A 15,608-nucleotide genomic window follows, 5' to 3' on the forward strand; every position below is an offset into this window, starting at 1 on the left:
ACCTCCGGCAGTTCTAGCTGTCTTCTAGCGATGAAAAGTAGGAGTTGGAAACTTTTTTCGGTTGCGATGCGTTATGCCTACTGTGGGGTCAGGTGCCATGAGCCCTGGCCCCACGTTGTGTCATTGATGTGTCTTCGAGAAGAACTCGTTGATGCGTACAATTAATAAAAGCAACTAATAGATGTAGAGAGCGAAAAGCGAACCCACTGTATGGACAAGAAAAAGGTGTTCCGGTTTGCCACCGTTGCCGGCATCATCCTGATTATCCTCTTTGCTATTACTCAGCTGGCGGATGATTCCCGGGAATACCGCGAGGTGGATACGTCCGTTGCCCTGACCCAGTTGGATAAGGGCAATGTCACGGAAGCTCAGATCGACGATCGCGAACAGCGAATTCGCCTCACCCTGAAGAAGGGCGTGGAGGTCGAGGGCACTGAGGACGTCACGAAGGTGATGACCAAGTACCCAGCGCGTGCGACCGACCAAGTCTTTGACAAGGTCACCGCCGCCGAGGGCATGGAGAAGTTCGATACCAAGGTCACGCAGGATTCCTTCCTGATGTCCACCTTGGGCTTCCTGCTGCCGATGGTGATCTTCTTCTTCGTCATCATGTACTTCTTCAGCCGCATGCAAGGCGGCAAGAACGGCATGTTCGGCTTTGGTGGCAACCGCGCCAAGCTGCTGAACAAGGAGACCCCGACCAATACGTTCGAGGATGTTGCTGGTGCCGATGAGGCCGTCCAGGAGCTCGACGAGATTAGGGATTTCCTGCAGCACCCAGCTCGCTACGAGGAGCTCGGCGCGAAGATTCCGCGTGGTGTTCTGCTCTACGGTCCTCCCGGTACCGGTAAGACCTTGCTGGCCCGCGCCGTCGCCGGTGAGGCAGGAGTGCCTTTCTACACCATCTCGGGTTCGGACTTCGTTGAAATGTTCGTCGGTGTCGGTGCCTCTCGTGTCCGTGACCTGTTTAATCAGGCCAAGGAAAACAGCCCGTGCATTATCTTCATCGACGAGATTGACGCCGTCGGTCGCCAGCGTGGTGCCGGTATGGGCGGCGGCCATGATGAGCGTGAGCAAACCCTGAACCAGCTGCTGGTGGAGATGGATGGTTTTGGTGATCGTCAGGGCGTAATCATCATGGCTGCGACCAACCGTCCGGATATTCTCGACCCGGCGCTGCTGCGTCCGGGCCGTTTTGACCGACAGATTCCGGTGGGTGCGCCAGACCTGAAGGGCCGTGAGGCAATTCTGAAGGTCCACGCCCGGAACAAGCCGCTGGGTCCGGATGCGGATCTGACGTCGCTGGCGAAGCGCACCGCCGGTATGAGCGGTGCTGATCTGCAGAACGTGCTGAATGAAGCGGCGTTGCTGACCGCTCGCGTCAACGGCAACATCATTACTGCGGATGCGTTGGAAGAGGCAGTCGACCGAGTTATCGGTGGTCCGCGTCGTACCTCCAAGGTGATTTCCGAGCAGGAGAAGAAGGTCACCGCCTACCACGAGGGTGGTCACACCTTGGCCGCATGGGCGCTGAAGGACATCGAGCGTGTTTACAAGGTCACCATCTTGGCTCGCGGTCGCACTGGTGGACATGCGCTGACCGTCCCCGAGGACGACAAGGGCATGTATAACCTGCCAGAGCTCTTTGCCCGTCTGGTCTTCGCCATGGGTGGTCGCGCTGCCGAGGAGCTGGTTTTCGGACTGCCGACTACCGGTGCTTCTGCCGATATTGAGCAGGCCACCAAGATTGCTCGCGCCATGGTGACCGAGTACGGCATGTCGCCGGAGCTCGGCCCGGTGAAGTACGGGGAGGAGCAGGGCGACCCGTTCGTCGGCCGCGGTGGCAGCGGCTCTTTGGACTACTCTCCGGAGGTGGCAGCAACCATTGATCAGCAGGTTCGTTTGCTGATCAATAAGGCTCATGACGAGGCCTACGCCATCTTGAAGGAAAACCGCGACACTCTCGATGTTCTGGCTGAGAAACTGCTGGAGAAGGAGACTCTGCGTCGTCCGGATCTGGAAGTTATCTTCACCGATGTCGTTCCCCGTGAGCGCCTGAACTTCTTCGATAGCGACACTAAGCACCCGGCCGATGGCCGCGAGCCGGTGAAGACACCGGTGGAGTTGGCAATCGAGCGCGGCGAGGAACCGCCGAAGCGTGTCAACATCTTCGCGCCGGTGCGTCGCCGCGAACCGGAGAACCAGGACGCGGGCAACAACGGCAATGGTCAGGGGCCGGCAGGCTCCGCTGGTGCCGGTAATGCTAGTGTCCCGGGTTTGCCGGGCGCCCAGCAGGACCGACCGAATGTTCCGGTTTACGGTGGCACCCCACCGCCGGCTGGTTGGACCGCTCCAGGTTGGCCGCCGAAGGATACCGGCAGCACGCACAGTTCGGCTCCCGCACCGGCACCGGCGCCTGCGCCGACTCCTCGCCCTGATGGGCAGAACCAGCCGGGTTCGCAGGAAGGCCAGGGCAACGCGCGTGGCCAGCACCCGGGCACTGCTAACTACCCGGCAGGTGCGCCGGACTTCGGCTCGAAGGCAACCGGTACTGGTAGCAGCGGTGGCAACGGCTCCGCGAATATCCCTGCCCCTCCGAAGATGCCGTGGGACAGGCAGGGCGGACGTCACCGCCAGGACAACTCTGGCAGCGATGCCACCCCGACTACGGTGATGCCGTCGGCAGGAGAACAGCAGGAGCTGCGCGGATTCCGCCTGCCGGATAACGAGCAGCCGGAACACACAGAACGTCCGGAAAACCCGAAGAACGCCGACAACTCCGATGACAAGGGGGCACAGATGCACGATTCGGATAAGGACGGCGTCGTCAAGCGAAACGAAGACAACAGCGCCTGGCAGGACAAGCCGGACACCAACGAGGAGCGATAAGTACACATCATGGAGCGCGAATTCGATCAGGGGCGGGCCGAGGCTGCGGTTCGTGAACTGTTGATTGCCGTCGGTGAGGATCCCGACAGGGAAGGCCTGAAGGAGACACCGGCGCGAGTGGCGCGAGCCTACCGTGAGGTTTTCGCGGGCCTGTTTGAAGATCCGTCTGAGGTGCTGGCAAAGACCTTCAACGAGGATCATCAAGAACTCGTTTTGGTGAAGGACATCCCGATTTACTCCACCTGTGAGCACCATTTGGTGCCGTTCTTCGGCGTTGCCCACATTGGTTACATCCCGGGCAAGGACGGTCGTGTGACGGGCCTGTCCAAGCTCGCTCGTCTGGTCGATGGCTATGCGAAGCGCCCGCAGGTGCAGGAGCGTCTGACCAGTCAGGTTGCGGATGCCTTGGTGGAGCGGCTGGATCCGGCCTCGGCGATCGTCGTCATTGAAGCGGAGCATCTCTGCATGGCCATGCGCGGTATCCGCAAACCGGGTGCGCGCACGGTGACCTCAGCCGTCCGCGGTGGCTTCAAGACGGATGCCCGTTCGCGCGCAGAGGCAATGGCGCTCATCCGCAAGAGCTAACGCAACAGTTAAATGGTCGATTGGAAAGGCTGGACAACAAGGTGACTGAATCCCCCTTGCAAGCGCAGGCAGGACAGCCGGCGGAGATGGGTATCGAGAATCAGCTCTGCAAAGTGATGGGCATTGTCAACGTCACCGAGGACAGCTTTTCCGATGGCGGCCTGTACAAGACCTTCGACGCGGCGATTGCCCATGCGCACGAGCTGCTCGCTGAAGGCGCACATATTCTCGACATCGGTGGCGAGTCCACTCGTCCCGGCGCACACCGCGTTTCCGAGGATGAGGAAATTGCCCGGGTCGTGCCGGTGGTCCGTGAGCTCGCGGCAGACGGGCACCTGATCAGCGTCGATACTATGCGCGCAAGTGTCGCAGAGGCAGCAATCGCCAGGGGCGCGGTGTTCATCAACGATGTCTCCGGCGGTCTCGCAGACCCCAACATGTACGCAGTCTGCGCCGATGCCGATGTGCCCATCTGCCTGATGCACTGGAAGACCGATCGCTTCGGCTCCGCTTCTGGACGCGCCGAAACTCACCCGGACGGCATTGTCGCCGATGTCCGTGAGCACCTGCTTCAGCTTGTCGACGGTGCCATGGGCGCCGGCATCGCCGAGGAAAATATTGTCCTCGACCCAGGCCTGGGCTTTGCCAAGAACGCCGATGACAATTGGGCGCTCCTCCACGGCCTGCCGGAGCTTATTGACCTCGGTTTCCCCGTGTTGGTCGGTGCTTCCCGCAAGCGTTTCGCCGCCGCCGTCGGCAGTGAGGCACGCGCACCAAAGCAGGCTGATGCTGCGACTACGGCAATTTCCGCGCTGTCCGCAGCGGCGGGCGCATGGGCGGTTCGAGTTCACAATGTGGCCGACAACCTCGACGCAGTGCGGGTGGCGCAGGCATGGAACCTTGGCCGCTCACTGACCGGTTACACCGCGGCCGGCGACTATCCGGAAGGTGGCTCTAACCGCGCTGCACAGCACGATGAGTCTCCTGCTGAATCGCCAGCCGAGGCGGCTCTGGAAGGAGACGAGTAGAAACAGTGGCTGATCGCATTGAACTCAAAGGTCTGAAAGCCCGCGGCTACCACGGCTGTCTCGACTTCGAGCGCCGCGATGGCCAGGACTTCATCTGTGATGTCACCCTGTGGTTGGATTTCTCCGGTGCCGCTGCCAGCGACGAGCTGGACGACACCGTCAACTACGCCGACATCGCAGCCACAGCGCACGGAATTTTGACCGGCACTCCGCGCAACCTCATCGAAACCGTCGCGACCGAGATTGCCGAAGCAGTGCTTGCCGACGACGATGGCCGCGCCGAACGCGGATTGTCCCCACTGTTACATGCGGTGGAAGTAACCATTCACAAACCGCATGCGCCCATTCCGCTCGACTTTGATGACGCTGCGGTAACAGCCCGCCGTTCGCGGAAGAAGCGGTTGGCATGATTCGCGCCGTTCTTTCTATCGGCGCGAACATGGACCGCGCGCGAGAAAACCTAACTGGTGTGCAGGCCTTCTTCGCCGATGAATTGGTCGCAGCCTCAAAAATTTATGCCACCCCACCTTGGGGTGGGGTAGAGCAGGGTGACTTCCTCAATGCCGTGCTCATTGTCGATACGTCCCGGACACCAATGGAGCTGCTGGAAGCTGGTTGGAAACTGGAAAATGACGCTGGTCGAGTGCGCGAAATTCACTGGGGACCACGGGCGCTCGACGTGGACATTGTGCAGGTCATCGACAAGGACACCGGCGAGGAGATCATCTCTGACGATTCGACTCTGACCCTGCCGCATCCGTGGGCAACCGAGCGTGCCTTTGTACTGGTGCCGTGGCTCGATGCCGACCCGGATGCCGAATTGGGGGGAGTTCGGGTCGCGGCACTCGTCGATAAGCTGGCACCTGAAGACGTAAACGCAGTGCGTCTAGCAGACAGCGCGGATGGAGAAGAGGCCTAGAGATGAAACCGACCTCACCGATTACGTTGGCTGCATCTGCGCTGGTTCTCGCACTGGCGTCATGGATGATCGTGGCACAGTTTTTCGGTGCGCTCGGGCCACGAAGTTGGTGGGACCTGGGGTTTCCCTGGTTGCTCACAGCTGTCTGTGTGGCGGCAGCGCGGTGGATTAAGTCGGTGCTGAAAGAGGGGAAGGTCGGGCAGGATCGCAGCCAGGTGCAGCCGTTAACGTTGTCGCGATGGCTGGTGGTCGGTACGGCATCCGCATGGTTGGGGGCGATTCTCGGAGGTTTGTACGCCGGTGGCGTGCTGTGGGCTTTGCCGAAGTGGACGGAGCTTGCGGCTGCACAGGCCGACGGGCCGATCATGATTGTCGGCACAGTATCCGGCATTTTGCTCGCTGCGGCGGGGCTGTGGCTGGAAAAAGTTTGCCAATTGCCAACTGATGGCGAAAATTCTTCGCCTCCTAGCGGGGAAATGGGAACTAACTCGGTAGGGTGGGAGTTATGACTGACCTCTCCAACGCCGGTAATGACCCGAAGCGCTCGGGTGATGCCGCATATTTTCAGGGCGACGCGGCAGCTACTTCGTCGGATATGGCCGAGTCTCCGTCTCCGTCGCCTTCTTCGGCTTTCGAAAGCTACTCCGCTGGGGCTAACTCCGGGGCTGATGCGGCATATGCAGATGAGCAGAGCAATGATGTGACGAAATTCAGTTCTACCGATGGTATGACGGAGAAAACCGCCGTCATTCTCATGGTTGTGCTGCTGATGCTCGCGGTGATTGCCAGTATCGTCATGCTCTTTGCCTCCTCTGCCGGGTGGATGAAGGTTGCCGTGCTGCTGGCGTTGTGGTCGGCAGTTATCGGGGCTGTGCTGGTGACTCGATACCGCAAGACCATTGCGCTGGAGCGCAAGCGGTTGGAGACAATCGAGGAGCTGCACAAGGTGGAGCTTGACCGCGAGCTGGCTACTCACCGTGAGCAGGAACTGATTCTCGAGCAGAACTACCTGGACTCGCTTGAGGGCAACAACGATGACAACATTGCGGCGCTGCGCGCTGAGGTCTTTGCACTGCGCGCCCAGCTTGCTGAGTTCATGGGGGAGGATTTCGACGACGAGCAGGTTGCTCTTCGCGCCCAGGCCGAGCGTCTGCGTGAGCTCGACTCGCCACAGCAAGCCTCGCCGATGAAGGATCCGACCGGTCACGACCGGCCGACACCACGCGCGACTTCCCACCGTGCTGAGATGACCGCTAACGGCACTGTCGGCGCTCATACCCAGCACGGCGGCACGGGCTCCGCATCCTCCGCTTCGCCGGTTGAAGATGCCGAGGCCACCGACATGCGCCGTACATTCTCGCCGTCTGGTCAGCCGGTTGACGTCCACGAAGTCGCCGATTCCAAGGATGACGAAACCGTTTCCAAGGAGAAGTTCTCCACTAACTCTTTCCGCGCCATCAACTGGCAGGAAACCCCGGCCGAGGACGCTGCAGAGGATGATTCTCAGGGCGGTGCTCACGAGGCACACGGTGCACGGCACCCATTCGCTGCGCCGGAATCGGACGATGCCTCGGACTCTCCGACTCGCCAGCTGCAGGCCATTCGCGATGAGGACCTTGCAGAAGAGTCAGCTCAAAAAACGGCGCAAGAGCCTGCAAGCCACGGTCGGCGCCGTGCTGAGGACAACAAGGGCAGCCTCACTGTCGCCGAGCTGATGGCGCAGATGCGCAAGAAGAGGGAGCAGCGCGAGGACGAAGAAGCCTAGCCGCCAGCTGCGTATGCGCGGCCTACTCACCGCACATAGCTGGTTTGGTCTAACCTAGTCAGTCATGACGCAAAGCCAGCATGATTCCCATCCCCATCGGACAACCGCTCCGCGGTTGACGGTGGGGATTATTTCTGCCGGAAAAGTCGGGGTTGCGCTCGGCCAAGCGCTAGAGCGCTGTGGGCATCGTGTCACCCATGTGGTCGCGCGCTCACCAGAATCGGTCACACGAGCACATCTACGCCTCCCGAACGCCCAGGTCAGTAGCATTGCCGACACAGCTTCCACCTGCGAGCTCATCGTCATCGCCGTGCCGGATCGCGCCATCGCCGAGGTTGCCGAGGAAGTTGCCCGCCACGTCGGCCCCGGACGCATCGTCATGCATACTTCTGGATCCCTCGGGCGTGCCGTGCTCGATCCGGTCGCGCTCACCGGCGCGCTGACCATCGCAGCCCATCCCGCAATGACGTTCGCAGGGCTTGACGACGACTCCGAGCTTCTGACCGGTTGCCCATGGGGCATCACGGTTGGGGATGAGCTCGCGAAAACAGTCAGTGAACTGCTCATTGGTGAACTCGGTGGTCGTCCGGTGTTCATCAACGAACGGCACCGCGGCCTCTATCACGCGGCTATGGCCCACGGCTCAAACGGTCTCGGCGCAGTTGTGGTCGATGCAGTAGAAATGCTGGCAACCACTATCGGCGGAGATGCGGCAGCCGAAGACACCGACCTAGCTGAACTGCGTCGAGGCCAGGCCGCCGAACTGCTCCGACCACTGCTTGAAGCTTCATTGGACAATGCCTTGAGGTGGGGTTCCCGGGGGCTGACCGGCCCGGTGACGCGGGACGACCTTGGAACCGTCGTCAAGCATGAACGCGAAATTGAAGCGGTGGCGCCGGAAATGGGAACCGCCTACCTGGCTCTTGCCGAGCGCATCGCCGAGCTGCGCGGCGCCAACGAAGTTTTGCGGTACCTGCGCCGATGAGCTGAGCGGGCTGGTTGTTCTGGTCATCCGGGATGTGGCGTAAGGTATTGCCGTCGGACGAAAAGTTTGGTCCGGTAGATCTGAACGCGGAGGAAACATGACGGGGTATACCGCCGGAGAGACAACTGTTCACAGGACTATTGCGGGAATCGCGCAGGTCACCCGTGCGTTGCGGAAGACCGGGCGGCCGGTGGTGCTCGTACCTACGATGGGTGCGCTACACCAGGGGCACCTTGAACTAGTACAGGCCGCGAAGACACTGCCGCGCGCTGTTGTGGTGGTGTCGATTTTCGTCAATCCGCTGCAGTTCGGTGAGGGGGAGGACTTTGATGCCTACCCGCGGACTCTGGATGAAGACGTGGAGAAGCTCCGCGCTGTCGGTGCTGAGCTGGTCTTTGCGCCGAACGCGAAGGAGATGTACCCCAACGGTTTCCGCACGACCGTGCAGCCGGGGCCGCTGGCTACTGAGCTCGAAGGTGCTACTCGCCCGGGGCACTTCGCCGGTGCGTTGACAGTGGTTAACAAGCTTTTCAACATCACCAACTGCACTGATGCCGTTTTTGGTGAGAAGGACTACCAGCAGCTGTGCCTGATGCAGCAGATGGTCACTGACCTGAATATGCCGGTGCAGCTGCACGGTGTGCCAGTGATTCGCGAGGCCGATGGGCTGGCTATGAGCTCCCGCAACCGCTATCTTTCCGAGGAGCAGCGCAATCTCGCAGTAACCCTGTCCGCTGCGCTGACTGCCGGCGCTTTTGTCGCGGACCGTGGTGCGGATGCTGTGCTGGAAACCGCGCGTGGCGTGCTCGCCAGCCAGCCTGAGGTCGAGTTGGATTATTTGGAGCTGCGTGACGCTGCGCTCGCCCCGCTTTCCGACGAGGTGTTGCGCGGCGACGGCCAGGAGACTGAAGCTCGCCTACTGGTTGCTGCGAAGGTCGGCACTACTCGTCTCATTGATAATGTTGGCTTGATTCTGGGTGCGCCGCGCCCGGATTCGGCAAACGGTTTCGGTCAGCTCGGGCAGAAGGACGCCGAAATTGCGTCAGCGGCCCTGTCGGCTGCGGGGCTGGACGGCGAGCTGACTGAGCAAGAGGCTGCTGAGTTGGCTGAGCTGCAGGAAAAGGTCCGCGCTGCTCGGGATGCCCGCCTGAAAGATGAGTCCAGCAAAGAAAACCTGAAGAACGCCGGCTTTGGCGTTGAGCAGGACAGCGAGTAGGACGGCTTTTCGAAGTAGTTTTTCGTGGCTGGGAAGTTGTCGTATTATAGTGTGCCGACTAACAACCTGCCACGCTAAGGGGTGCCGCGGTAGGCAAGCATCCAGGGGACGAATCCAGGAAGGGACCTACCTTTTTCATGTTTCGCACTATGTTGAAGTCCAAGATTCACCGTGCCACGGTGACTCAGGCTGATCTTCACTACGTTGGATCGTGCACGATTGACGCTGATTTGATGGAAGCGGCCGACCTGCTTGAAGGTGAAGCCGTCGACATCGTCGATATCAATAATGGCAACCGGCTTACTACTTACTGCATTACCGGAGAGCGCGGCTCGGGCATCATTTCTATCAATGGTGCCGCCGCTCGTCTGATATCGCCGGGTGATCTGGTTATTATCATCGGCTACGGAATGATGGATGACGCTGAGGCGCGTACGTACAAGCCGAATGTCATCTTCGTCGATGAGGACAACAAGATTCTGGAAAGTGGCAATGACCCGGCGGATGTGCCGGAGGGTTCTGATTTGAAGAATCCGCGTAGCCCGGAGAACCAGGGCTAGTCCACGTAGCCCGCAGAGCTGGGGCTCGACTGCGTAGTTGGAGAGAAGAGTCGAGCCGGAGAACCGCAACACCAGGGTGTTCACTTTGCGTTAAAGCGCAAGTCATTAGACCGTCAGCTAAAGCTCATTGGCGAGTTGATTTTTAGAAACCGAAAGGTAACGCAACGTCCTTAGCTTCTTAGAGGATCTAAAAGTTTTAGTTTTCCATTTCCTCACCTAGTCGAAGCTATACAAAGGCGGTCTCCCCGTGGTTCGTATTGGCAAGAATCTGCTGACAAATCCTTTTGCTACCTCTCGCAGCTCTCTGACCTGCACTTACAAGTGTGGTAATGCCTGTGCTGACGATGCTCCGAACGAGTTCTCGGACAACCAGTACTTCGGTGATGTTGCGAAGGAGGCGTTCTCCCAGCGCGCATTCTCCCGTCGCGCGGCACTGAAGGTCACTGGTGCTAGTGCTCTTGCGGTCGGCGGTGGCGCCGTGCTGGCCGCTTGCTCCTCTGATGATTCGGGCAGCGCCGCAGGTGGCTCCGACGCCTCCGGTACCGCTGCTGCCGGTGACGGTAGCAAGGACGAATCGCCGGAGGGTATGCGTTTCGAAGCCGTCAAGCCGAACACGGAAGACGCAGTCGTTATCCCGGACGGCTACGAGCAGAATGTTCTGATTCGCTGGGGCGACCCAATCCACGAGGGTGGCCCGGAGTTCGACTTTGACAAGCAGACTCCGGAAAACCAGCTGAAGCAGTTCGGCTTCAACAATGACTTCGCTGGCCTGATTAAGGCTGAAGACGGCACACTGCTGTACGTTTGCTCGCACGAGTACACCACCGAGCCGATGATGTTCCGTGCCTACAAGAAAGAAGATGCCACTAAGGAGCAGGTCGACATCGGACTGGCTGCCCACGGCCAGACCATCCTTGCTGTGGAAGAGGATGACAAGGGATTCCTGAAGCCAATTCTCAGCGACAAGCGTAACCGTCGCATCACTGGCTTCACCGAATTCACAGTTGACGGCCCGGCTGCTGGTCACGATCTGCTGAAGACCAAGGCTGACCCGACCGGTATGAAGGTCGAGGGAACTTTGAACAACTGCTCCGGTGGTGTTACTCCGTGGGGTACCTACCTGTCCGGTGAGGAGAACGTTGACCAGTACTTCGGCAACGTTGGCAAGCTCAAGGACGAGGACGCAGTTAAGAAGCTCAAGCGCTACTCGGTCAAGAATGAAGAGCTGTCCGACCGCGCGTGGGAGAAGTACTACGACCGCTTCGATGTCTCCAAGGAGCCGAACGAGCCGAACCGCTTCTTCTGGCTGGTAGAGATTGACCCATCTGACCCGAACTCCACCCCGGTCAAGCACACCGCAGTGGGCCGTTTCAAGCATGAAGCCGGTCAGATTTACGTCACCGACGACGGCACGGTCGTGTGCTACTCCGGCGACGACGAGCGTTTCGAATACATCTACAAGTTCGTCTCCTCCCGCAAGATTAAGGAGGGGGACCTCAAGCACAACATGGGCATTCTGTCCGAGGGCACTCTCTACGTCGGTAAGTTCAACGGTAATTCCGAGTCCGAGATTGACGGCTCCGGTGAGCTGCCGAAGGACGGCCGTTTCGACGGTGACATTGAGTGGCTTCCGCTGATGACCGCCAAGGCAGACGGCAAGCACGAGTCCCACGTTGATGGCATGACCGCCGAAGAGGTCTGCATCTACACCCGCATCGCCGGTGACAAGGTCGGTGCGACCCGTATGGACCGCCCGGAGGATATCGAGCCGTCTCCGAAGACCGGTAAGGTCTACGCGGCGCTGACCAACAACAAGTACCGCGGTAAGGCGGGCGCGAAGGACGACAAGGGCAAGGAACGCAAGGATGGTGCAGGGCGCCCGCTTGCCGACGCCGTCGAGGTCGCACCAATCACCGAGAACAAGAATGGCCTTGTTCTGGAGATGGAAGATGACCACGCCGGTACCAAGGGCAAGTGGAACCTCCTGCTGGTCTGTGGTGACCCGAACGAGGCTTACACCTACTTCGGTGGCTTCGACAAGGAATCGGTCTCGCCAATTTCCTGCCCGGACAACGTCGCCTTTGACGAGTACGGCAACCTGTGGGTTTCCACCGACGGCAACGCGCTGGACTCCAACGACGGCCTTTTCGCCGTTGCCGTCGAAGGCGAGCGTCGTGGTGAGACCAAGTGCTTCCTGACTGTTCCGGTTGCTGCAGAGACCTGTGGTCCGCAGATCTTCTCCAACCGCGTGATGGTCAACGTCCAGCACCCGGGCGAAATCGAGACGGATCAGGGTCATCCAGTCGGCGACAACCCGGACCCGACCACCAACCCGACCTCGCACTGGCCGGACGGCGGCAAGGAGCAGCCACGCCCGGCCGTCGTTCAGGTTGTACGCACTGATGGCAAGAAGATTGGCGTCTAAAGGGCACTCAACTAGCAGGTCGGCGGTGTAGTCGGCTAACCTTTATAGCCGTGACTGACGCGAAGAAGACCCCTGAAAACACCGCCACCGTTCCTGAGCAGCTGCGCATTCGCCGCGAGAAGCGTGACCGCCTGCTCGAGGCTGGAATTCAGCCGTACCCGGTTGAGGTTCCCCGTACTCACTCTCTCAAGGATGTCCGTGAAGAGTGGGGCCACCTCGAGGCTGGCGAGGAGACTCAGGATGTCGTGACCGTCATTGGTCGTGTCATGTTTATTCGTAACACCGGCAAGCTCTGCTTTGCCGCTCTGCAGGAGGGTGACGGCACGACCCTGCAGGCCATGCTTTCCAAGGCTGAGGTCGGCGAGGACGCCCTGGCTGCTTGGAAGTCGGACGTAGATATGGGCGACTTCGTCCTCATTACTGGCCGCGTAATTTCTTCGCGCCGCGGCGAGTTGTCTGTGATGGCTACCGAGTGGCAGATGGCCTCGAAGGCTCTGCGTCCGCTGCCGGTGTCGTTCGCTGATCTGTCCGAGGACAGCCGCGTGCGTCACCGCTACACGGACCTGATTATGCGTGAGCAGGCTCGTACTAACGCACTGACTCGCATCAAGGTCATCCGCGAGCTGCGCCACGCACTTGAGCGTCGCGGTTTCCTCGAGGTCGAAACCCCGATGCTGCAGACTCTGCACGGCGGTGCAGCTGCACGTCCGTTCGTGACTCATTCCAACGCTTTGGACATCGATCTCTACCTGCGTATCGCGCCGGAGCTTTTCCTCAAGCGCTGCGTCGTCGGCGGTATGGAGCGAGTCTTTGAGATCAACCGTAACTTCCGCAACGAGGGTATCGACTCCTCGCACAGCCCGGAGTTCGCGATGCTGGAGTACTACGAGGCATTCGGCACCTACGATGACTCCGCCCGCACCGTCCGCGAGGTCATTCAGGAAATCTGCGTCGCGGTCTTCGGTTCGACGACTGTTACGCTTGCCGACGGTACGGAGTTCGACTTTGGCGGCGAGTGGAAGCAGATTGAGATGTACCCGTCGCTGAACGAGGCACTTGCTCGCAAGTTCCCTGGTCAGCCGGAAGTCACTATTGACTCGACCGTCGAGGAGCTCAAGGCAATCGCCGATGTGATTGGCCTTGAGGTTCCGGAGAAGGGCGGCTGGGGCCACGGCAAGCTGGTTGAGGAAATCTGGGAGCTGCTCTGTGAAGACCAGCTCGACGGTCCTATCTTTGTCCGCGACTTCCCGGTCGAGACCTCTCCGCTGACTCGTCAGCACCGCTCCAAGCCTGGCGTGACCGAGAAGTGGGATCTTTACGTCCGTGGCTTCGAGCTGGCTACCGGCTACTCCGAGCTGGTTGACCCGGTTGTCCAGCGTGAGCGCTTTGAGGATCAGGCGCGACTGGCCGCTGGCGGCGACGACGAGGCCATGGTTCTGGATGAGGACTTCCTGCACGCAATGGAGCAGGGCATGCCGCCGACGACCGGTGTGGGCATGGGCATTGACCGCCTGCTGATGGCCCTGACCGGCCTTGGCATTCGCGAAACCGTGCTGTTCCCGATCGTGAAGCCGGAAGCGTAAGCGACTGAATTCATGTGTAGTTATCCCGGTGTTATCACCGGGATTATTTTTATCCCGTAATTTCTTCACCCGTGAATTCGGTAAATGGGAATAAGAAAATTGATCGGCGATCCGTATTGCGCTTGGGAGCAGTAGCGGGTGCGGGGGCTGTAGCGGTTGCCGTCAATAGCGTCGGGACGCGAGCAGTTGCATCGGCGGCCCCGAACCAGTCGCCGTTTCCATTCACCGGGTTGACCAGCGGCCTTGTTGTGACGGACCTGGAAGTCGTGACCGTGACCGATACGTCGGTGACATTTTCGTGGGCGACGTATGCAGGCCCACATCCAGCGTGGGGGAAGCTGGCTCCACTGGCGCCGGCCGACACTGAAGTTGCGCTAGTGCCAGTCGATGCCGATGAGGGCGGCGAGCTACCCGTGGTACATAAGGACGAGACGCAGGTTGGCTACCACTTTGTGACCGTCGATAAGCTGCGCCCTGGAACCACGTACCGTTTCGAATGTCGATCGAATGGACTGGTCGCCGAGCCGGGATTAATTACCCGAAACCTCCCCAATGCACCCGAGCAAACTGGACAGTTCACGACGTTGGTCGCTCCGGAAGGGGAGTACCTGACCACGATTGCCATCCTTAATGACGCGCATATTGGCGAAAATGGGCACGGTATTATCACCGGCGATTTCCCCGCTCCTATCTTTTCTGAACCGGGTGCCGCGCCGTATCCCGAGGTCATGCTGACGGCTGCGCTCGCCGAGCTGCGGGGGATGGGGATTGAAAAGGTTTTCGTCAACGGTGATGCCACGTCGGAAGCACGTCCGGCGGAGGTGCGTCGATTTGCCGAGATTATGAATACTTTTGGTGCTCAGGAGCGGCAGTGGTTTGTCACCCGCGGCAATCATGATCGTCCGCATAAGCCGGATGCCGATCCATCTGCTGGCTACGACGAATTCCCGGTTTTGGAGGGTACCGAGAATCATCGCGATCCCTTCGGTGTTCTCCTGGGGCGTCCGCGGCAGGAACTGTGGGTCACTCAGCAGGGGCCGGTCCGTGTCATAGGGCTGGATTCATCGAAGTTGGATGAGTCCGGCGGCGAAATTAGCCCGGAACAGTTCGATGCACTGGAGCGGGAATTGCAGCGTGACCCCAGTAAGCCGACAGTTGTGCTGGCTCATCACCCAATTACCTCCGAGGCTGGTTGGACACATGCTGCCGGGCCCACCTTCATTCTCAACAGCGCTGATGCACGACGCTTGCAGCAGATGCTTAACGACGCTCCGGGTGTATTCTTTGCGGGGGCAGGTCACACCCACCGTGCAAAGCGTACTCGCGGTGATGTTGGGGCCGGCGTTGATTATTTGGAGACCGGCGCGTGCAAAGCATACCCCGGTGGCTACACACTGCTGCATGTCTACTCCGGTGGCTACCAGGTTAACTTTCACCGTTTGAGCAGCGAAGATGCGCTTGCGTGGACTGCGCGTGCCCGTTGGGCGATGTACGGTTTCGAGCCCGAGGCTCTGCTTGGTGAGCTCTCTGATCGCAACTACGTTGTTAACCGCGTTATCGCCTGACAAGTTAGAAGCCTGAAAGTTTTCTGTTACTTGGCAATGTTTTTTCAATTCTTGTGACAACGGTCACGTGATTGTTTTATTGTTATGC

12 protein-coding genes and 1 pseudogene are annotated in these 15,608 nt (G+C 59.8%); all 13 read left to right on the forward strand.

From position 1 onward, the window contains the following. Window positions 1–210 precede the first annotated feature (210 nt). A complete protein-coding gene (gene ftsH, locus HMPREF2878_RS08405) occupies window positions 211–2,889 on the forward strand; it encodes an ATP-dependent zinc metalloprotease FtsH (RefSeq protein ID WP_070653287.1) in 2,679 nt (892 codons plus the stop codon). A 9-nt stretch (window positions 2,890–2,898) separates the two neighbouring features. Then, window positions 2,899–3,474, forward strand: coding sequence for a GTP cyclohydrolase I FolE (folE, locus tag HMPREF2878_RS08410; RefSeq protein WP_016421488.1), 576 nt, complete (start codon window positions 2,899–2,901; stop codon window positions 3,472–3,474). 86 nt (window positions 3,475–3,560) lie between these two features. After that, complete coding sequence (folP, locus tag HMPREF2878_RS08415; protein WP_070653314.1) at window positions 3,561–4,502, forward strand: dihydropteroate synthase; 942 nt, start codon at window positions 3,561–3,563, stop codon at window positions 4,500–4,502. A 5-nt stretch (window positions 4,503–4,507) separates the two neighbouring features. Continuing rightward, window positions 4,508–4,912 (forward strand): dihydroneopterin aldolase, encoded by a 405-nt coding sequence (folB, locus tag HMPREF2878_RS08420; RefSeq protein WP_016421486.1) that lies wholly within the window; start codon window positions 4,508–4,510, stop codon window positions 4,910–4,912. Further along, window positions 4,909–5,421: a 2-amino-4-hydroxy-6-hydroxymethyldihydropteridine diphosphokinase gene (gene folK, locus HMPREF2878_RS08425; protein ID WP_070429765.1), complete on the forward strand. Its 513-nt coding sequence runs from the start codon at window positions 4,909–4,911 to the stop codon at window positions 5,419–5,421. Before folB ends, folK begins: the two co-directional genes overlap by 4 nt. Before the next feature lie 2 nt (window positions 5,422–5,423). Continuing rightward, entirely contained in the window at window positions 5,424–5,930 is a 507-nt protein-coding gene (locus HMPREF2878_RS08430) for a DUF3180 domain-containing protein (protein ID WP_049190665.1), read from the forward strand. Beyond that, window positions 5,927–7,186: a DUF6779 domain-containing protein gene (locus tag HMPREF2878_RS08435; RefSeq protein ID WP_070653289.1), complete on the forward strand. Its 1,260-nt coding sequence runs from the start codon at window positions 5,927–5,929 to the stop codon at window positions 7,184–7,186. The genes HMPREF2878_RS08430 and HMPREF2878_RS08435 overlap by 4 nt, the downstream gene beginning before the upstream one ends. Before the next feature lie 64 nt (window positions 7,187–7,250). Continuing rightward, complete coding sequence (locus HMPREF2878_RS08440; protein ID WP_070653291.1) at window positions 7,251–8,171, forward strand: Rossmann-like and DUF2520 domain-containing protein; 921 nt, start codon at window positions 7,251–7,253, stop codon at window positions 8,169–8,171. A gap of 97 nt (window positions 8,172–8,268) precedes the next feature. Further along, window positions 8,269–9,210, forward strand: a pseudogene (gene panC, locus HMPREF2878_RS08445) (pantoate--beta-alanine ligase); the annotation flags it as partial. A gap of 314 nt (window positions 9,211–9,524) precedes the next feature. Further along, complete coding sequence (panD, locus tag HMPREF2878_RS08450; RefSeq protein WP_016421480.1) at window positions 9,525–9,947, forward strand: aspartate 1-decarboxylase; 423 nt, start codon at window positions 9,525–9,527, stop codon at window positions 9,945–9,947. Between the two features lie 247 nt (window positions 9,948–10,194). Continuing rightward, entirely contained in the window at window positions 10,195–12,372 is a 2,178-nt protein-coding gene (locus HMPREF2878_RS08455; protein WP_049171890.1) for a PhoX family protein, read from the forward strand. A 50-nt stretch (window positions 12,373–12,422) separates the two neighbouring features. Beyond that, entirely contained in the window at window positions 12,423–13,955 is a 1,533-nt protein-coding gene (lysS, locus tag HMPREF2878_RS08460) for a lysine--tRNA ligase (RefSeq protein ID WP_016421478.1), read from the forward strand. A gap of 71 nt (window positions 13,956–14,026) precedes the next feature. After that, window positions 14,027–15,520: a metallophosphoesterase family protein gene (locus tag HMPREF2878_RS08465; protein WP_016421477.1), complete on the forward strand. Its 1,494-nt coding sequence runs from the start codon at window positions 14,027–14,029 to the stop codon at window positions 15,518–15,520. Window positions 15,521–15,608 lie beyond the last annotated feature (88 nt).

It is taken from the genome of Corynebacterium sp. HMSC065H09 (genome assembly GCF_001812845.1).
Classification (GTDB): Bacteria; Actinomycetota; Actinomycetes; order Mycobacteriales; family Mycobacteriaceae; genus Corynebacterium; species Corynebacterium jeikeium_D.